At 68.8% G+C, this 22,460-nt stretch carries 24 protein-coding genes; 3 read left to right on the top strand and 21 right to left on the bottom strand.

The features are described 5' to 3' along the window. Nucleotides 1-182: 182 nt before the first annotated feature. Nucleotides 183-2,303, bottom strand: a complete 2,121-nt coding sequence (locus tag ASD66_RS10845; protein WP_056890941.1) for an acyl-CoA dehydrogenase — start codon at nt 2,301-2,303, stop codon at nt 183-185. Nucleotides 2,304-2,417: 114 nt separating this feature from the next. Between ASD66_RS10845 and ASD66_RS10840 the strand changes: the two genes are divergently transcribed. Then, complete coding sequence (locus ASD66_RS10840; RefSeq protein WP_056890940.1) at nt 2,418-3,068, top strand: class I SAM-dependent methyltransferase; 651 nt, start codon at nt 2,418-2,420, stop codon at nt 3,066-3,068. Here ASD66_RS10840 and ASD66_RS10835 read toward each other — a convergent pair. Genes ASD66_RS10835 through ASD66_RS10825 form a run of 3 tightly spaced genes read right to left on the bottom strand, consistent with a single transcriptional unit; the run spans nt 3,052 to nt 6,128 of the window. Then, nucleotides 3,052-4,140 carry a prenyltransferase gene (locus ASD66_RS10835; protein WP_056890939.1) on the bottom strand — a complete coding sequence of 363 codons (1,089 nt, stop codon included), beginning with the start codon at nt 4,138-4,140 and terminating at the stop codon, nt 3,052-3,054. The two genes, ASD66_RS10840 and ASD66_RS10835, sit on opposite strands and share 17 nt — an antisense overlap. Beyond that, on the bottom strand, nt 4,130-4,888 hold the full coding sequence (locus ASD66_RS10830; protein WP_056679251.1) for a class I SAM-dependent methyltransferase: 759 nt from the start codon (nt 4,886-4,888) through the stop codon (nt 4,130-4,132). The genes ASD66_RS10835 and ASD66_RS10830 overlap by 11 nt, the downstream gene beginning before the upstream one ends. Further along, nucleotides 4,875-6,128, bottom strand: coding sequence for a glycosyltransferase family 4 protein (locus ASD66_RS10825; RefSeq protein ID WP_056890938.1), 1,254 nt, complete (start codon nt 6,126-6,128; stop codon nt 4,875-4,877). Before ASD66_RS10825 ends, ASD66_RS10830 begins: the two co-directional genes overlap by 14 nt. Nucleotides 6,129-6,338: 210 nt before the next feature. On the opposite strand from ASD66_RS10825, the gene kstR reads away from it, so the two are divergent. Further along, nucleotides 6,339-6,944: a cholesterol catabolism transcriptional regulator KstR gene (kstR, locus tag ASD66_RS10820; RefSeq protein WP_056677228.1), complete on the top strand. Its 606-nt coding sequence runs from the start codon at nt 6,339-6,341 to the stop codon at nt 6,942-6,944. Nucleotides 6,945-7,093: 149 nt separating this feature from the next. On the opposite strand, the gene ASD66_RS10815 is transcribed toward kstR, so the two are convergent. The 15 genes from ASD66_RS10815 to ASD66_RS10745 all read right to left on the bottom strand — a co-directional run bounded on the left by ASD66_RS10815 (nt 7,094) and on the right by ASD66_RS10745 (nt 20,847). Beyond that, complete coding sequence (locus tag ASD66_RS10815; RefSeq protein WP_056890937.1) at nt 7,094-7,849, bottom strand: glucose 1-dehydrogenase; 756 nt, start codon at nt 7,847-7,849, stop codon at nt 7,094-7,096. A gap of 65 nt (nt 7,850-7,914) precedes the next feature. Continuing rightward, on the bottom strand, nt 7,915-8,817 hold the full coding sequence (locus tag ASD66_RS10810) for a 3-oxoacyl-ACP reductase (RefSeq protein WP_056890936.1): 903 nt from the start codon (nt 8,815-8,817) through the stop codon (nt 7,915-7,917). A gap of 4 nt (nt 8,818-8,821) precedes the next feature. Continuing rightward, nucleotides 8,822-9,016 (bottom strand): ferredoxin, encoded by a 195-nt coding sequence (locus ASD66_RS10805; RefSeq protein ID WP_056677220.1) that lies wholly within the window; start codon nt 9,014-9,016, stop codon nt 8,822-8,824. 4 nt (nt 9,017-9,020) lie between these two features. After that, nucleotides 9,021-9,515, bottom strand: a complete 495-nt coding sequence (locus ASD66_RS10800; RefSeq protein ID WP_056890935.1) for a pyridoxamine 5'-phosphate oxidase family protein — start codon at nt 9,513-9,515, stop codon at nt 9,021-9,023. Beyond that, nucleotides 9,515-10,507 (bottom strand): NAD(P)/FAD-dependent oxidoreductase, encoded by a 993-nt coding sequence (locus ASD66_RS10795; RefSeq protein ID WP_056677215.1) that lies wholly within the window; start codon nt 10,505-10,507, stop codon nt 9,515-9,517. The genes ASD66_RS10800 and ASD66_RS10795 overlap by 1 nt, the downstream gene beginning before the upstream one ends. 133 nt (nt 10,508-10,640) lie before the next feature. Then, the gene (locus ASD66_RS10790) at nt 10,641-11,273 is read right to left on the bottom strand and encodes a hypothetical protein (RefSeq protein WP_056890934.1); all 633 of its coding nucleotides are present in this window, start codon (nt 11,271-11,273) and stop codon (nt 10,641-10,643) included. A gap of 212 nt (nt 11,274-11,485) precedes the next feature. Next, nucleotides 11,486-12,067 (bottom strand): hypothetical protein, encoded by a 582-nt coding sequence (locus ASD66_RS10785; RefSeq protein ID WP_156388639.1) that lies wholly within the window; start codon nt 12,065-12,067, stop codon nt 11,486-11,488. Then, nucleotides 12,064-13,338 (bottom strand): MlaD family protein, encoded by a 1,275-nt coding sequence (locus ASD66_RS10780; protein WP_056890932.1) that lies wholly within the window; start codon nt 13,336-13,338, stop codon nt 12,064-12,066. Before ASD66_RS10780 ends, ASD66_RS10785 begins: the two co-directional genes overlap by 4 nt. Then, entirely contained in the window at nt 13,335-14,696 is a 1,362-nt protein-coding gene (locus tag ASD66_RS10775; RefSeq protein ID WP_235530048.1) for an MCE family protein, read from the bottom strand. The genes ASD66_RS10780 and ASD66_RS10775 overlap by 4 nt, the downstream gene beginning before the upstream one ends. Continuing rightward, a complete protein-coding gene (locus ASD66_RS10770) occupies nt 14,693-15,883 on the bottom strand; it encodes an MCE family protein (protein ID WP_056890931.1) in 1,191 nt (396 codons plus the stop codon). Before ASD66_RS10770 ends, ASD66_RS10775 begins: the two co-directional genes overlap by 4 nt. A 1-nt stretch (nt 15,884) precedes the next feature. Further along, on the bottom strand, nt 15,885-16,868 hold the full coding sequence (locus tag ASD66_RS10765; protein ID WP_056677205.1) for an MCE family protein: 984 nt from the start codon (nt 16,866-16,868) through the stop codon (nt 15,885-15,887). Beyond that, the gene (locus ASD66_RS10760; protein ID WP_056890930.1) at nt 16,868-17,935 is read right to left on the bottom strand and encodes an MCE family protein; all 1,068 of its coding nucleotides are present in this window, start codon (nt 17,933-17,935) and stop codon (nt 16,868-16,870) included. The genes ASD66_RS10765 and ASD66_RS10760 overlap by 1 nt, the downstream gene beginning before the upstream one ends. Beyond that, entirely contained in the window at nt 17,932-19,281 is a 1,350-nt protein-coding gene (locus ASD66_RS10755) for an MCE family protein (protein ID WP_056890929.1), read from the bottom strand. Before ASD66_RS10755 ends, ASD66_RS10760 begins: the two co-directional genes overlap by 4 nt. A 4-nt stretch (nt 19,282-19,285) precedes the next feature. Continuing rightward, nucleotides 19,286-20,125: an MlaE family ABC transporter permease gene (locus ASD66_RS10750; RefSeq protein ID WP_056677195.1), complete on the bottom strand. Its 840-nt coding sequence runs from the start codon at nt 20,123-20,125 to the stop codon at nt 19,286-19,288. Then, nucleotides 20,125-20,847, bottom strand: a complete 723-nt coding sequence (locus ASD66_RS10745) for an MlaE family ABC transporter permease (protein WP_056891435.1) — start codon at nt 20,845-20,847, stop codon at nt 20,125-20,127. Before ASD66_RS10745 ends, ASD66_RS10750 begins: the two co-directional genes overlap by 1 nt. 229 nt (nt 20,848-21,076) lie before the next feature. Here ASD66_RS10745 and ASD66_RS10740 point away from each other — a divergent pair, with 229 nt between their 5' ends. Then, complete coding sequence (locus ASD66_RS10740; RefSeq protein WP_056890928.1) at nt 21,077-21,640, top strand: DUF1707 domain-containing protein; 564 nt, start codon at nt 21,077-21,079, stop codon at nt 21,638-21,640. A 24-nt stretch (nt 21,641-21,664) separates the two neighbouring features. Here the strand turns inward: ASD66_RS10740 and ASD66_RS10735 are convergent, their stop codons facing one another. Further along, the gene (locus ASD66_RS10735; RefSeq protein ID WP_056890927.1) at nt 21,665-22,039 is read right to left on the bottom strand and encodes a hypothetical protein; all 375 of its coding nucleotides are present in this window, start codon (nt 22,037-22,039) and stop codon (nt 21,665-21,667) included. After that, nucleotides 22,039-22,460 (bottom strand): MmcQ/YjbR family DNA-binding protein (locus tag ASD66_RS10730; RefSeq protein WP_235530047.1); only part of this gene is annotated, 422 nt, incomplete at its 5' end. The genes ASD66_RS10730 and ASD66_RS10735, both read right to left, overlap by 1 nt.

Here is a 22,460-nt window from a genome sequence, read left to right as displayed (position 1 = left end):
GCTTCCGCGTGCCGCGCTCCTGCCTCGGCAATCCGCGGTGGGTGCGTGTCGGTGCCGCGTCGATCCGAATCGTCAACTCCACGGAGACCTTCTACCTGGACGACGCCATCCTCACCGGCAAGTACCGCGACGCCGGTCCGGCGTACGGCGCCCGGGTGCACCGCGGCTGAGTCCAACCCGAGTCAGCGTGGCAGGCCGAGGATCCGCTCGGCCGCCACGTTGCGCAGGATCTGCGTGGTGCCTCCGGCGATCGAGAGGCAGCGGGTCAGCAGCATCTCGTGCACGGCCGCGTCGACCTCTTCCCCGCCGAGCACCACCCGGTCCCCCAGCAGGTCGACGACCAGCTCGGACCCGTCCTGACGGTTGCGCACGGTGAGCAGCTTGGCCACGCTCGACTCCGCACCCGGTCCGGCACCGGCCAGCGAGCGCAGCGTCGTACGCACGCCGAGCAGTGAGCAGACCGTGGCGAGTGCGACGGCATGTCCGATGCGGGCACGCTGCGCGGCCCCGACTCCCCCGGCCAGCGCAACCGCTCGCTCGACACTCAGGTCGAGCTTGGTGCCAGCCATCGCCACACGCTCGTTGGCCAACGTGGTGCGCGCCAGCCGCCACCCGTTGTCGACCTCGCCTACAACGCAGTCGTCGGGCACGAAGACGTCGTCGAGGAAGACCTCGTTGAAGAGCGCGTCGCCGGTCAGCTCACGCAGGGGTCGTACGTCGATGCCGGTGCTGGACATGTCCAGCAGGAAGTAGGTGATTCCCTTGTGCTGTGGGGCCTCCGGGTTCGTCCGGCCCAGGCAGATCGCCCAGTGCGCGTCCTGGGCGAGCGAGGTCCAGACCTTCTGGCCGGTGAGCCGCCAGCCTCCCTCGACCTTGACCGCGCGGGTGCGCAGCGAGGCCAGGTCGGAGCCCGCGCCGGGCTCACTGAACAGCTGGCACCAGACGATCTCGCCGCGCAGCGTGGGGCGCACGAACTGCTCGCGCTGGGCCTCGCTGCCGTGCGCGAGGATGGTCGGCACCGCCCAGCCGCCGATCTTGAGGTCGGCCCGTGCGACGCCCGCTGCCGCAAGCTCCTGGTCGATCACGAGCTGCTCCAGCGGTGACGCGTCCTGCCCCCAGGGCGTCGGCCAGTGCGGCATGAACAGGCCCGACTCGACCAGTCCCCGGCGTTGCGCCTCACCCTCGAGCGCGGCCAACCGCGAGGCCTGCGGGCGGATCCGCTCGCGCACCGGCTCGTCCTCGCCCTCGAAGTCGAGCCGGACCGAGCGTCGTACGCCGTTCGCGGCAGCGTCGGTGAGGGACGCCGCGAAGGTGTCGGAGTCGCCCAACAGCGCGCGCAGCGTGGTTGCGCGGCGCAGGTAGAAGTGGGCGTCGTGCTCGAAGGTGAAGCCGATGCCGCCGAGCACCTGGATGCAGTCCTGAGCGACCTGCACCGCGCCGTCGAAGGCGATCGTGCCGGCCACGTCGGCCGCGAAGGCCCACTGGTCGTCGTCGCCGAACGCGATCGAGGCGGCGTCCCAGGCGACCGCGGTGACGGCCTCGGCGGTCTCGAGCATGCCGGCGCACAGCTGCTTGATCGCCTGGAACGAGCCGATCTTCGCACCGAACTGCTCACGCACACCGGCGTACTCCACCGCCGTGTCGAGGCACCACCGGGCGACGCCGGCGGCCTCCGCGGCAGCGAGCGTGACCGCCGTACGGCGCAGCAGCGCGGCATCGATCGTGGGCACCTCGACGACGTCGGAGAGCGGCACTGCGACGAGGTCGACGGAGCCGAAGCGGCGGGACAGGTCCGGTCCGATGGAGGGAGTCACCTCGGCCAGCGTCGACGGTACGACGAACCAGCGATCACCTGAGGCACCGAGCAGGAGGTGCGTGACCGACGGGGCGTCCCAGACGACGTCGACGTGCCCGGACACCGTCCGATCGTCGACCGTGAGGGACGGCACGAGTCCGAGACCCACGGACATCTCGCCACGGGCCAGGGCACCGGCGACGTCCGACGTCTCGCCGAGCAGCGCCGCCGCGACCGCCGTACCCAACAAGGGCCCCGGGAGCATCCGGTGGGCGCAGGCCTCGAGCGCCACCGCCACGTCGAGCACGGAACCCCCGCCACCGCCGGCACCCTCGGGTACGCCGATCGCCGGGACGCCCATCTCTACGAGTGCCGCCCAGGTCTGGCCGAAGGCGGCGGACGCGTCGTGTTCCGCGGCGCGCACTTCGTCGATGGCACCGAGCGACCCGGCCCACTTGCGCAGGGAGTCGCCGAGCTCGCGGTGCTCGTCGCTGATACCGAGGGACACAGTCACTCCTTCTTCGTCGCGGTTGAGTGCTGAGGTGGTTGCCCGAGCGACCATCTCAGCACTCAACCGACTAGAACGTGTTCCAATATTGCCATGAATAGGCTGTCCGGCGTGATGCCGTCCGAACTTCTCGACCATGCCCGCGCCGCCAAGGGCTTCATGCCCGAGGACGAAGGGCTCCTGCTGCACCGCGTCGCCCGCGAACAGCTGCCCACCGGCCCGGCCCTGGAGGTCGGCACCTACTGCGGCAAGTCGGCGATCTACATCGGCGCCGCCGCGCGCGAGGTCGGTGGCGTGCTGTTCACCGTCGACCACCACCGTGGCTCGGAGGAGAACCAGGCCGGGTGGGAGCACCACGACACCGAGGTCGTCGACGACGAGTTCGGCCTGATGGACACCCTGCCGTTCTTCCGCAAGGCCATCGCCCGCGCCGGACTCGAGGATCAGGTCGTGGCCGTGATCGGCAGGTCCACGACCGTCAGCCAGCACTGGCGCACTCCCCTGTCGATGCTCTTCATCGACGGCGGCCACGCCGAGGAGCACGCCCAGAACGACTACACCGGCTGGGCGCACTGGGTCCAGCCCGGCGGCAGGCTGGTGATCCACGACGTCTTCGCCGACCCGGCCGACGGCGGCCAGGCGCCGTACCACGTCTTCCAGCGCGCGCTGGCGAGTGGAGCCTTCGCCGAGGACGCCGCCCTCGGCTCCATGCGGGTCCTCGAACGCGTCAGCGGTCAGGCCGGCGACGTCACGAGCGTCGGCTGAGCTCGCACCCGCACTCGAGGGCCATCTCGTCGAAGTGCGCCGCCAGCGTGGTGCCGCGCATGATGTCGGACCCACCGGTGCCGTGCCCGAGGGCGTCGACCGCGAGGATCACCGCCGCGGCGGTGTACGTCGTGTGCTCGGCCGGCCAGTTCACGTCGTCGGGGAACACGTAGCCGGTCCAGTACTTGCCGTCGTCGGAGCGCAGGTGCTGCATGTCGGCCAGCAGCTGCAGGGCCCGGTCGCGGTCGCCCAGCGCGTCGAGGGCCATCACCAGCTCGCAGGTCTCGGCGCCGGTCACCCACGGGTTCTTCGAGACGCAACGGATGCCGAGGCCCGGCTCCACGAAGGTCTCCCAACGCGAGTTGACCAGGTCGACGCCGTCGTCCCCGCGGACCGCACCGCCCAGCACCGGGTAGTACCAGTCCATGGAGAACTCGGACTTGTCGAGGAAGTCGTCGCGGTGACGGCGCAGCGCGTGGCCGAGGCGTCCGCCGGCCAGCTCCCACTCCGGCTGCGGCTCGTCCATCAGCTCCGAGAGGGCGACCCCGGCGCGCAGCGCCTGGTAGATGCTCGAGGAGCCGGCCAGCAGGCCCTCGGCGTTCACCTTCGCGGGTCGACCGTCGGCCCACTCCTGCGACCAGGCGATGCCACCGAAGGGCAGCTGCATCGAGACCACGTAGTCCAGCGCGCGTTGCACGACCGGCCAGTGTCGTCGTACGAACCTCACGTCGCGACGCACCAGCCAGTGGTGCCAGACGCCGACCGCGAGGTAGGCGGACATGTTGGTCTCGCTGCTGGCGTCCTCGACCTCGCCGGCCACGATCTTCATCGGCCACGAGCCGTCGGGGCGCTGGGTGCGCCGGCACCACTCGTAGGCGCGCTCGGCCGCCTCGACCTCACCGCCGACCAGCATCGCCATCGCGCCCTCGACGTGGTTCCACACGTCGACGTGCTCTCCGACCGTCCACGGGATCGCTCCGTCGGGCTCCTGCATGGCCGCGATCGAGGCCGCCGTGCGGGCGACCTCGGCGGCGGTCAGGATGCCGGGGAGCGAGGGCGTCTCAGGCCGCATCCGGCTTGCGGAAGTAGAGGACCATGCTCTTGCCGATCACCGGGTTGAGCGCCTTCTCGGCGAGCCGGGTGACGGTGCTCCAACGCGGAGTCTTCATGATGTCCCACACCAGCACCTGGTGGTAGGCCTTCACGAGCGGGTGCTGGTCGTTGTTCACGCCGACCGCGCACTTGATCCACCAGTACGGCGAGTGCAGGCCGTGGGCGTAGCCCTTGCCCTCGAAGATCATCGCGTCGCCCGGGGTTCCGTCGTTGTCGCGCCCGCCCTTGGTGACCTTGTCGATCAGCTCGTGGTCGGTGTAGATGCGGATGTGACCGCCCTCGGCGTTGTGGTAGTCCGAGGAGAGCTTCCAGTTGATCACCTCGGGCAGCCAGCGCGGCACCGAGACGGCGAGGGTGCCACCGGGGCGCAGCACCCGGATCAGCTCCCTGATCGCCTCGACGTCAGCCGTGATGTGCTCGAGGATCTCGGCGGCGACGATGCGGTCGAACTCGCCGTCGGCGAACGGCAGGGCGAGCGCGTCGCCCTCCTTGATGTCGGCCTCGGCACCGTCGGGCACCTCGCCGGCCTCCTTCATCGCACCGAAGAGGTCGAGCACGTTCGACAGCTCGTCGGCGTCGCGGTCGAAGGCGACCACGTCGGCACCGCGACGGTACATCTCGAAGGCGTGGCGTCCGGCCCCGGCGCCCATGTCGAGCACGCGCTCACCGGGCCGGAGGCCCAGTCGGTCGAAGTCAACGGTCAGCATTGGTTCCCCTTGCGTGGTGGTTCTCGATCACTTCGTCGTACGCCGCCGCGGTGGCCGCAGCGACTGCTCGCCAGCTGAACGTCTGCAGGACCCGCTCGCGGCCGGCCCGGCCCATGCGGGCCCGGCGCTCGGGGTCGTCGAGCAGCGCGGCGATCGCCTCGCGCAGCTCCTCGACGTTGCCCGGCTCGACCAGGTCGGCGCAGAGTCCGTCGGGCCCGACAACCTCGGGGATGGCGCCGGCACGGCTGACCACCAGCGGGGTCTCGCAGGCCATCAGCTCAGCGGTCGGGAGGGAAAAGCCTTCGTAGAGGGACGGCACGACGGCCAGCTCGGCGGAGCCCATCACCTCGACCAGCTCGGCATCGGAGATGCCGTTGACGAAGCGGACCGCATCGCCGATGGCGAGCTTCTCGATGAGCTTCTCGGTGCGGCCGCCCGCCTCGGGCTTGGTGACCATGAGCAGCTCGAGATCGCGCTCGGTGCGCAGCTTGGCGAACGCCTCCAGGAGCGTGTGCACGCCCTTGATCGGCGCGTCGGCACTGGCCATCGCGACGATGCGCCCGGGCACCCGGGGCTTGGTGGGCGGGGAGAACACGTCGTCGGCGCCGAGAGGGATCACCTGGATCCTCGACGGGTCGACGCCGAAGTCGGCCACGATGTCGCGGGCCGAGGACTCGGACGGGGTGAGCACCTTGACCGCGCGGCGGGCCACCTTGCCCTGCATGCGCAGGAAGCCGTACCAACGGCGCAGGGTCAGCCGCTTGCGCCAGTTGGGGGCGGCGGCGAGGTCGACGCGGCGGTCGAAGGTGATCGGGTGGTGCAACGTGGTGACCAGCGGGATGCCGGCGTCCATGATGTCGACCATGCCGTGGCCGAGCACCTGGTTGTCGTGCACGACGTCGAAGTCGTCACGGCGGGCCTTGATGATCCTGGCGACGCGCTTGCTGAAGGTCTTCGGCTCGGGGAACCCGGCCGTGCACATCGTGAGGAACTCCTCGACGTCGACCAGGTCGCGGAACTCCTTCAGCTTCGGGACCCGGAACGGGTCGGGCTCGCGGTAGAGGTCGAGGCTGGGCACCTTGGTCAGCCTCACGCCCTCGTCGAGCTCGGGGTACGGCTGGCCGGAGAAGACCTCGACCTCGTGACCCAGCGCGACCAGCTCGCGGCTCAGGTGACGGATGTAGACGCCCTGACCCCCACAGTGGGGCTTGCTCCGATAGGACAGCAGTGCCACGCGCATCACTGTCACCTTCTTCCTGTTCGGCCCGGATCCCGTCACGCGTCGACGACACGAGAAGTGGAACGTGTTCCTATTATGGCCCACGAGGCAGTAGCGTATGCGGAGAGTCCAACGCCGTAGAATGCGGTTTCGTTTCAAGAACGCGGCGCCGATCCCCCAAGTTACCCGTGGGTTGCGTCACACGAGTATCCCTGATGAGAGAGGAAAGCAATGAATGCCCTGAACTCCCTCAGCCAGGAAGAGCTCGGTTCGGCCGCCCAGAGGGAGCGCCGCAAGCGCATCCTCGACGCCACGATCGCGTTGGCCTCCCGCGGCGGCTTCGACGCCGTACAGATGCGCGCCGTGGCCGACCAGGCCGACGTCGCGCTCGGCACGCTCTACCGTTACTTCCCCTCCAAGATCCACCTGCTGGTCTCCGCCCTGGGCCGCGAGTTCGAGCGCTCCCAGGCCGCGATGTCCGGCAAGCCGATCCCGGGAGACACCGCCGAGCAGCGGGTCAACTACGTGCTCGGCCGGACCACCAAGATCCTCCAGAAGGACCCCAACCTCACCGAGGCCCTGACCCGCGCGTTCATGTTCGCCGACGCCAGCGTCTCGACCGAGATCCACCACGTCGGCATGATGCTCACCTCGGTGCTGACCGAGGCGATGGGCACCCGCACCGGCGACGCCGAGCCCACCGAGGAGGAGATCGCGATCGCCCGGGTCATCGGCGACGTCTGGCTCTCCTCGCTCGTCGGCTGGGTCACCGGCCGTTCCTCGGCCACCGACGTGGAGACCTCCATGTCCGTCGCCGTCCGCCTCCTCCTGCGCTGAGCCGATCCCTCGCTCACGCCCCCTCGGGATACTCCCTGACGTTTCGGCCCCAGAATCGGGATACTCCCTGACGTTTCGGCCCTCCTGAGGACCGAAACGTCAGGGAGTATCGAACGTGTGGGGCCGAAACGTCAGGGAGTATCGAGAATTCAGCCGCCGAAGGCGTGGGTGGCGGTGACGCCGCCGTCGACGGCGATCTCGGCGCCGGTGACGTAGCCGCTCTCGTCGCTGGCCAGGTAGACGTAGAGCGGGGCGATGTCCTCCGGGGTTCCCACGCGTCGCATCGGCACCTTGCTGGCGCCGTACTCCATTGCCGCGTCGCCACCGTGCTCGCGCGTCATGCCGGTGTCGATCATGCCGGGGTGCACGGAGTTGACCCGGATGCCGCGGCTGCCGAGCTCGAGCGCCGCCGCCTTGGTCATCCCGCGGATCGCGAACTTCGTGCCGGTGTACGCCGCCAGGCTGCCCATGCCCGCGAGCCCCTCGACCGACGAGGCGTTCACGATCGACCCCTGCTTGTTCCTGCGCATCGTGGGTACGACGGCACGCATGCCGAGGAACGTGCCGCGTTGGTTGATGCGGACGACCAGGTCGAACTCGTCGAGGTCCATCGTGTGGATCTCGCCGAACCGCAGGATGCCCGCGTTGTTGACCAGCACGTTGACGTCGCCGAACGTGGCGGCGGTGAACTCCACGACCGACGTCCAGGAGGCCTCGTCGCTGACGTCGTGGCGCTGGAAACGAGCGGCGTCACCGAGCTCGGCGGCGAGCTTCTCCCCCGACTCCTCGGCGATGTCGGCGATGACGACCTGCGCTCCTTCTGCGACGAAGGCCCGCGCGATGGCCGCGCCCTGCCCTTGAGCGCCGCCGGTGACGATCGCGATCTTGCCGGCCAGTCGGCCCATGGTGAGTCCTCTCGAACGGGAACGGTTGAGTGGCCGGACGACGCCGGCACGTGGATGACGAGCGGTCAGACGGTCAGCTTCATCACCGAGTCGGCAGAGAAGCTGAGGGACGGGTCACGGTCGCTGAAGTAGCCGCCGAGCTGCTTGGAGAGGTCGTCGAGGTCCCAGGTGGAGCCGCTGGCGTCGAAGCGCTGCTCGACCACGGGTGGGGCGAGCAGCGCGACCATGCCGCCATACACGACGAACATCTGGCCGTTGATCGCGTCGGCGTCCGGGGAGGCCAGGTAGGCCACCAGTGGGGCCACGTGCTCGGGCGAGTAGGGGTCGACGTCCTTGCCGGACTCGTCCTCGCCGAAGACCGCCTCGGTCATCGCGGTGCGGGCCCGTGGGCAGATCGCGTTGGCGCGCACGCCCATCTTCGCCAGGCCCCGGGCCGCCGAGAGGGTCAGCGCACTGATGCCGGCCTTGGCCGCGGCGTAGTTGGCCTGGCCGGGCGAGCCGGAGAGGAACGCCTCGGAGGCGGTGTTCACGATGCGGCCGTAGACCGGCGCACCGGTCTCCTTGGAGACCGCTCGCCAGTGGGCGGCGGCGTTGCGGGTCAGCAGGAAGTGCCCGCGCAGGTGCACCCTGATGACGAGGTCCCACTCGTCGTCGCCGAGGTTGAACAGCATGCGGTCGCGGGTGATGCCGGCGTTGTTGACGACCACGTCGAGGCTGCCGAACTCACCGAGGGCGGTGGCCACCATCAGGTCGGCGGTGCTGCGCTCCCCCACGTCTCCGGCAGCGACGACGGCCGAGCCACCGATCGAACGGATCTCCTCGGCTGCCTCGTCGGCGGCACCGGGGAGGTCGTTGAGTACGACGCGGGCACCTGCACGCGCCAGGGCAAGGGCCTCCGCGCGCCCTAGTCCGGCACCGGCACCGGTGACGACGGCCACCCGGCCGTCGAGGTCGAGATCCTGCGACACCGACTCAGTCCTCCACGATCGAGATGGCCGAGCGCGGGCAGGCGGCGACCGCCCGCTGCACGCCGTCGCGGTTCTCGTCGGTGACGTCCTCCTGCTTGACCTCCAGGTAGTCGTCGTCGTCGAGCTCGAAGACGTCGGGGGCGAGCGCCTCGCACAGGGCGTTCGACTCACACAGGTCGAAGTCGACCTTGATCTTCATCTGATCATCCTTCCGTGGGTGCTGACTGCGGCTCGAGCATCTTGCGGTGGTCCCAGGAGCTGACCCGCTCGGGCGTGACGATGACGGCGACCCGCTTGGCCGCCTGGCGGCGCACCTCGGCCGCGCCGACGTCGCCGAGCTGCTCGAACGAGGTCGCACCGACCATGCGGGTGGCGACGGCGCTGCCGATCGCCAAGATGCGGTCGGGGTCAAGGACCAGCTCCGCGACCCCCTTGAGGGAGGCACCGCGCAGCTCGAAGTAGTCGGTGCCGTCCTCGACGAGGCAGGTGATCCGCGGGTCGCGCTCGAGGTTGCGGATCTTCTGCGAGCGTCCGTAGGTCCAGAACGCGAGGCGGCCGTCGTCGAGCACGACGTAGAACAACGTGGTCAGGTGGGCGGTGCCGTCGGTGCCGACGGTGGCCACCTGGACCTTGACGTTGTCGCGCAGGAACGCGTCGAGCTCCGCGTCATCGAGGCGTACGGCGTCACGTCCGGACATCAGCTTCCTTCACTCGAGTGGCCGGGGAACACGTGGGCCGCGGGGTCGATCACGACGGCGGCGTTGTTGACCGCCGTGGCTGCCTCGCCGAAGCCGACCGCGATGAGCCGGACCTTGCCGGGGTACTCGGTGATGTCACCGGCGGCGAAGACCCGCGGCAGGTTCGTGCGCATCGACGGGTCGACGACGACGTGGCGCTTCTCGAGCTCGAGGCCCCACTCCTTCATGGGTCCGAGGTCGGCCACGAAGCCGAGGGCGGCGACGACGGCCTGCACGGGCCGCATCGACTTCTCGCCGTCGACGGTGATGACGGCCTCCGCCAGGTCGGGGTCACCGCGAAGCTCGGACACCTCGGCGCGGGTCACGATCTCGACCGACGAGTCGCGGACCTTCTGCACCGTGCGCTCGTGGGCACGGAAGGCGTCGCGGCGGTGGACCAGCGTCACCGAGCGGGCCATCGGCTCGAGGTGGATCGCCCAGTCGAACGCACTGTCTCCTCCGCCGACGATGATCACGTCCTTGCCGGCGTACGGCTCGAAGCTGGGCACGAAGAACTCGACGCCACGTCCCTGCCACCCATCGGCGGCGGGCAGCGGACGCGGACTGAACTTGCCGATGCCGGCGGTGATCAGGACGGCGCGGCCTCGCACGGTGCTGCCGTCTGCCAACCCGATCGTCACGTCGTCGTCGGTCGAGTCCAGCGACGTCGCCGTACGGCCCAGGAGGTACGACGGGCTGGCGGTGTTGGCCTGCTCCACGAGACCCGCGACCAGCTCACGTCCCTTGACGGTCGGGAAGCCGGCCACGTCGAGGATCGCCTTCTCCGGGTACATCGCGGTGATCTGGCCACCGAGCTCGGGCAGCGAGTCGATCACCGCGACCCGCATGCCCCGGAACCCGGCGTAGTAGGCACTGAACAGACCGGTGGGTCCGGCACCGACGATGATCAGGTCGGTCTCGAGGTGTTCGGGGGCAGGTTCTGAGGGCGACATGGCCTGATCCTTCCCCTCCGGACGCACGGGACTCAAGCGCCTCGCCTGAGCAACTTGGTGGAACGTGTTCTAGTTTTGCCCAAGTTAGCCGGGCTGTTCCGCAAAGTCCAGCACGCGGGACGAATGTCCCGGATCAGAGTGCGTGCAGCTCGTCGATCTTCCAGCCGGAGTCGGTGCGCACCATGCGCACCATCACCCGGACCGGGTAGATCTCGGGACCGGTGCGCTGCTTGCCCTCGCCCTTGTAGACGAACTGGTTGAGGAACAGCAGGCTGGCCACCTCGTCAGGCTGCGCCTCCACGACCGAGGCACCGACGACCGCGAAGTCGTACTCCGCCTTGCTCTTGAGGAACAGGTCACGGGTGTCCTTGGTGGTCGCGGCGTACTCCTTCGCGAACCGGTCGGTGATGTACTTCGACGCGTCGTCGAGGTTCTGGTCGTAGTCCTTCCAGGACACGTTGAGGATCTCGGTGACCGACTTGACCGCCGAGTCGGTGGCGTCGCGCCAGTCGGCCATCGGCACCTTCACCGGCTCCTTGGTCACCGTGTACGGCTCACCGAAGTCGAGCACGGCCGCGCTGCTGCCGGAGTCCCCGGAGTCGCCGCGGGCCACGGCCCAGGTCACGACCTCGCCCAGGCCGACCAGGAGCAGGACGGCCAGCACACCGGCCAGCACCTTCGTGGTGCCGCGGCTGCTCAGCACTCCCGGCTGCCGCTGGGGTACGTCGGTCCGGTCGTCCTGGTCCGCCTGGACGGACGGGGCCACGGTGTCCGCCGAGCTCCGAACGGTCTCAGCGCGATCGACGGACGACGTGGCTGCACCATCAGGCGAGTCCGGCGACACGGGCGTCGGGACAGTCAGGTCGGGCACGTCCGTTCCCGGACGGGCGGAGCGCCCGGCGACCCGGCGCGGCGCGGAGGCGGGAACGCGGGAGCCGGCAACGGGACGACGTGGAGAGCTCTTCTCGGGCATCCCGGTCACCCCACGAACTGCAGGTCGTTGACGAGCCAGCGGCCCTCGGACTTGGTCATGTCGAGTTGCAACCGCAGGTTGCGCTCCACCTTCTTGCCACCGGTGCTCTTGTTGCGCACCGTGCCGTTGGTGGCCACCAGGACCCGTGCGGTGAACTCGGAGGCGGCCACCACACCGGCCGAGAGCACCTCGCCCTCCATGACCGACCTGTTGCGCTTCATCAGCGTGCGCAACCCCTTCTCGGACGCCTTGTACTGGTCGGCGAACCCGCCGGTGGCGCCCTTCAGGACGGCCTCGGTGGACGTGCTGATGTCGCGGTAGTCGAGGTTCACGAACGCGAGCGCCTCGGCGCGGGCCGCGGTGAGCACGTCGTGGTAGACGACCTCGGGCACGTCCTCCTTGGTCGGCTGCGATGCGACGTTCTGCGCACCGGGGCCGTCGTCGGCCTGCACCTCGGGCCACACCAGGAAGACCCCGGCGAGTACCGCGCCGAACGCGACGAGCAGCACGGCCACATAGAGCGCGACGTTGACACGCAGCGTCCGGGCGAGGGACTGGTTGACCGGGTTCACTTGGTCTGGGTTCATTGCTGTGCCACCGGCCCCACGAGGAGCCACTTCCAGGAGTCGTCACCGAGGATCGAGAGATTCTTCGGTGAATGTACGGACACGGGATTGCCGTCCTTGTCGACGGCCCCGTCGGTCAGCCCGGTGATCGGGTCGTAGGCGCCACGGTAGGCGCGGCCGCTCGAGTTCGTGCCGGCGCCGCGCTCGGGCGAGTACATGGGACTGCGCTGCACCGACTTCCCGGGCTCCAGGCACCGCGCCGGGTAGATCGCGGTGTCGGTCAGGTCATTGCCCTGGCGCCACTGGTCGGCGGGCATGTAGCCGGCGCCACGACAGGGGCCGGGATTCTGCGCGAGCTGGATGTTGACGTGTCCCCAACCGTCGCCCGGCGTACCGGTGAAGCCGCCCGCCACGGCCAGGGGGAACGAGACGAGCAGCTGCTCGAGGCCGGCCAGGTGGTTGACCGCGACCTGGTTGGTCGTGACGAGATTGGCCAGCAGGACGGGAAGGGTCGGCTCGAGCTCCTTGAGCAGCGCGTCGACCTCGCGGACGGCCCCGGGTGCGACCTGGAGGATCGTGCGGAGGTCCTTGTCGCTGCCCCGCAACGAGTCGGTCAACGCGGCCAGGTCGCGGCTGAACGCCTTGATGTTCTCGCGTCGTCCCTTCTGGGTGCGCAACACGGTCAAGCCCTGGTCGAGAAGGCGGATCGTGTCGTCGGTGTGCAGGGCCGCCTCGTCGATGAACTTCGTGCCACCGTCGAGAAGCTGCTGCAGCGCCGGCGCGGTGTCCTTGAAGAGGATGCCGAGCTCCTTGACCACCGACGAGAGGCTCTCCTTGTCGACGGAGCCCACGAAAGCGTTCAACGCCACCAGGACCTCGTCCTCACCGACCGGCAGCGAGTCGGCGTCACCGTCGAACGTGTACCCGTTTCCGGCGTACGGGCCGTCGTTGTCCTCGGGCAGGAAGTCGAGGTACTGCTCCCCCACGGCCGAGAGGTTGTGCACGTAGAACGCCGAGTCCTTCGGGATCTTCGTGCCGTCCTCGAGGGCAAGGTCGAGCTCGAGGCCCTCTCCGGTGACGTGCATGCCGGAGACCTTGCCGACCTTGGCGCCGCGGTAGGTCACCTCGCTCCCGACGAACAGGCCGCCGGAGTCGGGCAGCGTGGCGTGCACCGTGATGCCTCGTCCCAGCACCTTGTCGACGAAGCCGAGGTAGTTCGCGGTGACGTAGACGATGCCGACTGCACTGAGGATGCAGAAGGCGATCAGGCGGACCTTCACACCGTGGGTCATGAGAGCCCCGTCCCGTAGATGTCCGGCGCGCGTGACTCCTGCGGGCTGGTCGCCGCGTCGCGCAGGCCGGGGAGCCCCGGGATCCCGGACAACGCCGGAAGGTCGGGCAGACCCGGCAGGCCGAGGAGGTCGGTCAGGTCGGAGAGGCTGGGAATCCCACCGCCGGGCAGCACCGCCACGATCTTGCAGACGTCCTTGGCCCGGTTGGCGGGCAGCTTGCAGGCGGCCCGGAGCTCGCGGAAGAGGTCGAGGTTGGTGAGGAACTTGGCGCAGTCCTTGCCGCCCAGGTTGCCGCTGGCGAGGCACTTCTGGAGGTCCTTCACCAGCTGCCCGGGGTCGGGCAGAGAGACGATCGGAGCGTCGGTGAGGTAGTTCTCGAGGTTGATGTCGAGCCGGATCTCGGTGTTGCCGTAGTCGCCCTTGACGATGTCCTGGGCCTCGTCGGGGAACGGGAAGCTCAGCATCAGCGAGAGCCCGGCCGGCAACGACTTCCCGGCCTCGTTGAGCTTCGACAGGATCGGCTTGAGCGACTTCAGCGAGGCGACGAGGTTGCCCTTGGTGGCGCCGATGACCCGGGTGCCGACCTTGCCGAGGTCGTCGAGGCCGACCAGCATCTGCACCAGCTCGTCGTGCTGCGCGGCCAGCACCTTGACCGCCGGGCCCATCACGTCGAGGGCGTCGCCGATCACCGCGCGTTCGTCGTTCAGCGTGGTGGCCAGGCCGTTGAGCGACTCCATCGCCCGGATGATGTCGGCCTTCTGGTCGTCGATCGTGCCGACCACCGAGTCCAGGCTGGAGAGCAGGGTCTTGAGGCGGTCGGTGCGACCGTTCATCACGTTGTTGAGCTCGGTGGTGATCGTGCCGAGCTGCGCCACGCCGCCGCCGCTGAGCAGGAACGACAGCGCGCCGAGCACTTCCTCGACCTCCGGGTTGCGACCGGTGTCGGCCCGCGCGATGTTGTCCTTGTCGCCGAGTCGGCCGACCGGGGGCTTGACCGGGTCCGGCTCGAGGGCGACGTACTTCTCGCCGAGCAGGCTGGTCTGCCGGATCATCGCGACCGCGTTGGCGGGAAGCTCGACGTTGTCGCGGATGCGCATCGTCACCTTGGCGTGCCACCCGACCCGCTCCACGTCGGTGATCTCCCCGACCGGGACGTCGTCGACCATCACTGGCGAACGCGGTACGACGTTGAGCACGTCGTCGAACTCGGCGGTGACCTCGAACGACTTGTCCTCGTCGACACCGGAGCCCGGCAGCGGCAGGTCGTAGGCGCCGTCGAACTTGCAGCCGGCGACCAGCACGAGGAGCGCCAGCACCACCGCCAGCAGGATGCGTCCACGCAGGAGCCGGGTCATCATCGGGCCCCCGTCAGGTCGGAGAGCGTGGTCGAGGTGTCGCCGGCGTACTGGTCGGCGACCTGCTGGTCGGGGCTCGCGCCCTTGGTTCCGGTGCCGCGGCTCGGGAGGCTCTGGTTGGCCTGCGAGACGACCGGCTCGAGCAGCGACTTGAAGAGCGTGCAGGCGAGGTCCTTGCTGGCCTTGGGCAGCTCGGACTGCTGGATCACCGCGCAGAGGAAGCCGTCGGAGTCGGCCAGGTTCTGCTGGAACCCGAAACGGGAGCCGATCGCGCCGGACTTCTGGTCGTAGGCGCGGACGAGGTTCCCGATGCCCACGGGGCCGGCGGTCAGCGCGAGGTCGATCGAGTCCTTCTCGGAGGCGATGTTCTTCGCCACCCGGGTCAGCTTGCGCACGTCGGTGCCGATCGCCTTCCGGTTGCGCTTGATGAACTTCTCGACCGTGCCGACCGCACCGGCCACCGACGCCAGGGCCTGCTGCAGCTCCTGTCGTTCGTCGGCCAGGTCGGCGGACACGCCGGCCAGGTCCTTCATGAACGCGACGACGTACTCGTCGTTGGCGGCCAGGGTCTCGGTGAAGTTCGCCAGGTTCTCCACGGTCTTGAACAGGTCACCGCTGCCGTTGCCGAACGTGGTCGCCGCCGCGGCCAGGTCGTTGATCATCTGGTTGCCGAGCCTGCCCTCGCCCTTGAGGTTCTTGTCCGCGACCTTGAGCAGGTGGTTGAGCGTGCCGTCCTTGTTCGCGCCGTTCGGCCCCAACGCGGTGGTCAGGTCGCGCAGCCCGGCGTAGATCCGGTCGAGCTCGACCGGGACCCCGGTGTCGGGCAAGGCGATGTCGGCGGCGTCGGCCATCACCGCCCCCGAGGTGTACGCCGGGGTGAGCTGCACGAACCGGTCGGCCACCAGGGTCGGCGTGACGATCACGGCCTTGGCGTCGTCGGGCAGCTTCACGCTGGCGTCGTACTGCATCTCGACGCGCACCGAGTTGCCCTCGGGCACCACGTCGGTGACCTTGCCGACCGTCACCCCGAGCACGCGGACGTCAGTGTCCTTGAAGATGCTGACCGCCCGTGGGAAGTGGGCGGTGACCGTCTTGGTCTCCTCGTCGCCGCGGATCGCCATGAAGGTGCCGGCCAGCAGGAGTACGGCGACCACCACGGCGAGCAGGCGCGGGTTGAGGTAACGGGTCATGTCAGTTCACCGTCCCTACCTGGCTGAACTCACCGGTGGCCAGGCCGGCCAGGTTGACCACGTAGGCGTCGAACCAGGGTCCGGTGCCGATGATGTTGCCGAGGATGTCGGCGTACGGGCCGTAGGCGGCGAGGGTGTTCTTGAGCTCCTTCTCCTTGGAGGTCAGGAAGTTCAGCAGGTCGTCGACCTCCTTGAGGGCCGGTCCGATCTCCGACTGGTTGTCGACCACGACGCCGCGCAGCTCACGGGCCAGCACCCTGGCGTTGACCAGCAGGCGGTGCACGGCGGCCTTGCGACTGCGCAGCTCCTTGAAGACGAGGTCGGCGTTCTTGACCAGCTTGACGACGTCGTTGCGGCGGTCGTCGAGGATCTCGCTGACCGACGCCGAGCCCTCGAGCAGGGTCTGCAGCTCGGCATCCCGGCCGGCGACCGACTGCGAGAGCCGTGAGATGCCGGTGAAGGCGGCCTGCAGCTCCGGGCCCGAGGACTCGATCGTCGAGCCCACCGTGTTCAGGGCCTGCTTGAGCTGCGGGATGTCGATGCGCGCGGTGGTGTCGGTGAGGTCGCCCAGCACCCCGACGATGTCGTAGGCGGCCTTGGTGCGGGAGACCGGGATGACGTCGTCGGTGTCGAGCTGCCCCGGACCGGCCGGCGTGAGCTCGAGGTACTTCTCCCCCAGCAGGTTCAGCACCTGCACCGAGGCCCGGCTCTCCCTGCCGAACTCGACCCCGTGGTCGACCTCGAAGGTGACCAGCACCTTGTCGCCCTTGAGCTCGATGTCCTGGACGCGGCCGGCCCGGATGCCGCCGACCTGGACCATGTTGCCCTTGCGCAGGCCGCTGGCGTCCTTGAACTCGGCCTGGAAGCTGTCGCCGCCGAACCCGGGGAACTTGGAGAGGTTGAACGCCGCCGCCACGATCAGCAGGGCGACGACGAGGGTGATCGCCCCCAGACGCAGGATCTGGTGCTCGCTGTAGCCGCGCATCACTGACACCTGGCCGCGTTGGACTTGATCTTGAAGTTGCCGAGCTGCTCCTGGAGCTTGGCCAGGCCCGGTACGTCACTGAGCACCGGCAGCTGGATCCGCACGGAGGCGGCACAGAGGTAGTAGTTGTACCAGGAGCCGTAGGTCCCGGTACGGGTCTGGTCGGTCATCGACTCGGGCAGCCGGTCGAGCAGCTCTCCGAGCACCTTCTCGCTCTCCGGGCGGGTGAGCAGCTCCGCGAGCTTGCGGAGCTCGACCACGTCGGCCTTCAGCCAGGGCCGTGAGTCCTTGAGCAGCCCGGCCACCACCTCGGTGAGGTCGGAGATGTTGTCCAGGGAGCTGCCGATCGTCTTGCGGTCCTTCGCCAGGTCGGTCATCCAGCCCTTCAGCTCGACGATCAGCTCGGTGAACTGCTCGGAGCGGTTGTTGACGGTGTCTGCGGTCTGGCTGAGGTTCGTGATGACCTCACCGATCAGCTTGTCGCGGTCGGCGAGGCTGTTGGTCAGCGACGCAGTGTTGGCCAGCAGGCTCTGCACGGTGCCGCCCTCGCCCTGCAGCACGCGCACGAGGTTGAGCGACAGGTCGTTGACCTGGGTCGGGTTCAGCGCGGTGAACAGCGGCTGGAACCCGTTGAACAACACCGTCAGGTCGAGCGCCGGACTGGTCCGCGAGAGTGGGATCGTGGAGTCCTCGTCGAGCTTCGGGGCGTCGCCGGCCTTGCCCTCCTCGATGGCGAGGTAGCGGTCGCCGACCAGGTTCTTGAACCTGATCTCGGCCCGCGTCGAGGTGGTCATCGGCACGTCGGCCTTGACCCGGAAGGTCACCAGCGCGTGGTTGCGGTCGTGGTGCTCGACGTCCTTGACCTCGCCGACCGACACCCCGGCAATGCGTACGTCGTCACCCTTCTCGAGCATCGACGCACTGGTGAACTCGGCCTGGTACGTCTTCCCCGCACCGAAGCCGATGTTGCCCATGATCGCGGCCAGCAGGCCGGTGACCAGGATGCTGACCACGGTGAAGATGCCGAGCTTGATGCCGGCCGCGATGGTGACCGAGTTGCGGCTCATGAGGACACCTCCGCCCCGCGCATCAGCGGACCGTAGAGCAGCGAGGGCATCGAGCCGTAGGAGTCGGCCGGACTGCCCGAGCGGGCGGCCAGCAGCGAGCTGGTGATCTTCTGGTCGGCGGCGGTGCCCACCTCGCCCATCGTCACGTTGCGCCGGCTGGTGGCACTGATGCCGAGCAGGTCGAGCAACCGGCTCGGGTCCTGGAGGAACGCGGTCGGTGAGTCGTCGAGCGTGCGGTCGTCACCGTCCTTGAGGGCGGGCACGGGCGGGTAGGGCACCTGCGGGTTGGGCAGTCCGGCGCACCACGGCCCGTGGCCGACCTCGCCGTACTGCGGCCGGTCGGCGCTGGTGTACCCGGCGTACTGGGTGGCACCGAGCTCGACGTACTGCTTGACCCGGTCGCCGGCGAACATGTCTCCGAGGTAGTCGTCGTACCTGTCGAGACCGCGCAGCAGGCAGGGGAACTCCGGGGAGTAGACCGCGAGCAGGTTGAGCAGCGGCTCGGTGACCTCGCCCATCCGGATCAGGTCGGTCTCGTTCTCCCGGAGGATGCGCGTGGTCGTGCCGGCCAGCCCGGTGACGTCGGCGAAGAAGGTGCCGAGGTTCTCCTTGTTGTCCAGCACGGTCTGGCTGGTCACCGTCGCGTTGCGCAGCACGTCGATCAGGTCGGGCGCCGCGATGGAGTAGGTCTCCGCGACCTCGCCGAGAAGGATCAGGTCCTTGCGCAGCGTGGGCAGGTGGCTCTCGATGGCGCCGAGGTAGGAGCCCAGCTTGTCCATCGTCTCGCCGATCTCCTCGCCCCGGCCGGCAAGTGCGGTGGCCAGTGCGTTCAGCGTCGCGTTCAGGTCTGCCGGGCGCACCGAGCGGAGCAGCGGGAACAGGTCGGCCAGGATGCGGCTGAGCTCGACGTTGGTCTCGACCCGGTCGGAGGGGATCACGTCGCCGTCCGCGAGTGACTTCCCTGACGGGGACTCGGGGTCGACGAACGAGATGTACTTCTGGCCGAACAGCGTCGTCGGCAGGATCTCCACGGAGACGTTGGACGGGATGTTCTCGGCCGCGTCGGGCTTGAGGCCGACCTTGATCGAGGCCTGCTTGCCGTCCTGGTCGATGCCGCGGACCTGTCCGACGAGGACGCCGTGGACCCGCACGTCTCCGAACTTCGCGAGCTGCAGCCCGGCCCGGTCGGCCTTGATCGTGACCATGGTGACCGGTTCGAAGACCTTCTGGTAGACCGCGATCGAGGTGCCGATGAAGGTGGCCAGCAGGGTCAGGAAGACGACGCCGAAGAACAGCAACCGCCGGTGTTCTGCGGCGTTGCCGTGGTGCAGGTTGACCAGAAGCACGCGACTACCCCGTGATCCTGACCGTGGTCGTCGAACCCCAGATCGCGAAGCTGAGGAAGAAGTCGGCCACCACGATCCAGACGATCGAGGTGCGGATCGCGCGGCCGACCGCCGTACCCACACCGGCGGGGCCGCCCGAGGCGGTGTAGCCGTAGTAGCAGTGGATCAGGATCACCGAGATCGCCAGGAACAGCAGCTTGAAGAACGACCAGAGCATGTCGATCGGCGGCAGGAACTGCAGGAAGTAGTGGTCGTAGGTGCCCGCCGACTGGCCGTACATCAGCGTCGTGATCAGCCGCGGCGAGAGGTACGACGCCGAGAGCGCCACGATGTAGAGCGGGATCACCGCGATGAAGGCCGCGATCATGCGGGTGGTGACCAGGAACGGCAGCGACGGCACGCCCATCACCTCGAGCGCGTCGATCTCCTCCGAGATGCGCATGGCACCCAGTCGCGCGGTGTAGCCGCACCCGACGGTCGCAGCCAGCGCGATCGAGGAGACCAGGGGGGCCACCTCGCGGGTGTTGAAGTACGCGGAGATGAACGCGCTGAACTTGGCGACGCCGATCTGGCTCAGGGAGGCGTAGCCCTGGATGCCGACTTCCGTGCCGGCGAAGAAGGCCAGGAACGCGATCACCCCGACGGTGCCCGCGATCATGGTCAGGCCGCCCGCCCCGAACGTGACCTCGGCCAGGGTGTTCCAGATCTCGCGGCGATAGCGGCGTACGGCGCGGGGCGTCCAGCTCAGTGCCTTCACGTAGAACAGGAACTGGTCGCCGTACGCCTCGAGGGTGTCGCGGCGGCCCTTGACGAACGAGGTACCGAGTGAGGTGAGAGTCGCCATCACAACCCCGGCGGTGGGACGACTTGGAAGTAGATCGCGGTGATGATCGCGTTCATGAAGAACAGCAGCATGAAGGCGATGATCACCGACTCGTTGACCGCCCGGCCGACGCCGCTGGGGCCGCCGCCGGCGTTGAGCCCCTTGTAGGCGCCCACCACAGCGGCCAGCCAGCCGAACACGGCGGCCTTGATCATCGCGATGTAGAGGTCGGGCAGCGAGGCCAGTGCGGTGAACGACGACAGGAACGCACCCGCCGAACCGCCCTGGATGATGACGGTGAAGAAGTAGCCGCCACCGATGCCGGCGGAGATCACCAGCCCGTTGATCATCAGGGCCACGAAGACGGTGGCGCACACCCGGGGAGCCACCAGGCGCTCGAGCGGGTCGATGCCGAGCACCTCCATGGCGTCGATCTCCTCGCGGATCTTGCGGGCGCCCATGTCGGAGCAGATCGCCGACCCCGCGGCTCCGGCGATGATCAGGGCCGCCGCGATCGGTGCCGCCTCGCGGACCACCGCCAGCACCGCCGTGGCACCGGCGAAGGACTGCGCGCCCAGCTGGCCGGTCAGGTTGCCGACCTGGAGCGAGATCACCGCGCCGAACGGGATCGAGACGAGGATCGTGGGCATCAGGGTGACGCTGGTGATGAACCAGGCCTGCTCGATGAACTCGCGGAACTGGAACGGCCTGGTGAAGATCCGCTTGGTCACCTGCACGACCATCGCCGTGATCTCGCCGGGGCCACGGACCACGGACACAGCGGAGAACCCCACTCTGTTACCTCCCTGGTCCGGTGCCGCCTGCGCGAACGCACTGGTGACGAAGCCGCAATACTAGAACGTGTTCTCATTATCGGCAATGCCGACGCGCGGATGTGTACCTCCGAGTAACGAGCCGGGCCGATTTTGGTGACGCCTCCGACCGGCGTCGGGCGGGGCCTAGTCTTGGTCCATGCCTGCGATCTGGGACGAGTTCGAGCACGATCCGCGCGACGCGGACAACCGTGCCCTGCGTGCGGCCGATCGCGACCGCGACGTCGTACGCCGGGTGCTGGAACAGGCGTACGGCGACGGGCGACTGGACCGCACCGAGCTCGACGAGCGCACCGACCGGGTGCTCGGCTCACGGACGCTCGGCGAGCTCCCCGCACTGATCGGCGACCTGGTGCCGGTCACGGCGACCACCCCGGCGGCGCTGGTCGACCACGACCAACGAGCCGTCCTGGCCTGGCGCAAGGACCGCAAGGACGCCCTGTGGACGTTCCTCTCCGCGTCGTTGATCTGCTGGGTGATCTGGGCCGCCACCAGCTTCGGCGGCGACGGCTTCCACCCCAACTTCCCGTGGCCGCTCTTCGTGATGCTCGGCACCGGGCTGAACCTGGGCCGAGTGGTCTTCATGAGGGACGAGATGGTTGAGCGAGAACGCCGACGCCTCGAGAAGAAGGAGCGCAAGGCGCTGGAGAAGCGCGATGAGCAGGCGCCGCGCGAGCTCGACCCGCCCGCCGAGCCCGAGTGAGCCGCGTTCCGGTGCCTCCGTCGCTCAGCGGCGGAAGAGCCGTTTGAACAGGCCGTGCTGCTCCTCGATCACGCCGGGCACCTCGACGTGGGGGTCGGCAGGCGTGTGGTGGGACTGCTCCTGGGGCGGCGACTGCTCCGGCGCCGGAGCCCCCTTCGACTCCGCCACCACACTGGCGAGAAACTCGTCGACCTCCAGGATGGCGTACCCCTCGCGGAAGCGGACCGTCGAGAAGCGCACCATGTCGACCAGTGCCTCCACGGGACGACCCTGGCGCAGGGCCACGACGAGGCCGTCGAGAAAGTCGTCTACGTGGCCCATCTCGTAGCCGACCTGGGCGCGGACCGGCGTGAAGATCACCGAGTTGATGCGCTCGATCAACGCTTCGTGGTCGGCCATCAGGTGGTCCCCTGCGCGTCGGGCCGGAGCTTCTTGGGCAACTTCGAGACCACGGTGGACCACGACTCCTCGACGGCCGCACGCAGCTCGTCGTCGGGGATCGCGCCGCCGAAGGCGAGGTCGTTCCAGCCGGAGCGGCCGATGTAACGCATCACGGAGGCGTCGTCGGGGTAGCGCTGGAGCCACTCGTCGGCGACGTCGCGGTCGGGACCGCACTTCACCCCGACACCGGTCTCGCCGAGGAACGCGAAGATCTTGCCGCGCTCCCCCGGGCCTACCTTGATCACGGGGTGCTCGTGGCCCCACGGGTTGTCGGGCCACGCTCCGGGGAGCGACAGCGCGAACGCCTGCATCTGCGCGACATTCATCCGGCCACCGGTTCGGCCTGTGAGCGACGAGAACGCCGCCAGCGCGCGTGCCG

This window comes from Nocardioides sp. Root151, assembly GCF_001427925.1.
Taxonomy (GTDB): domain Bacteria; phylum Actinomycetota; class Actinomycetes; order Propionibacteriales; family Nocardioidaceae; genus Nocardioides.
Note: the sequence above shows the minus strand (reverse complement) of the source record. Positions and strands in the feature narration are given on the sequence as shown.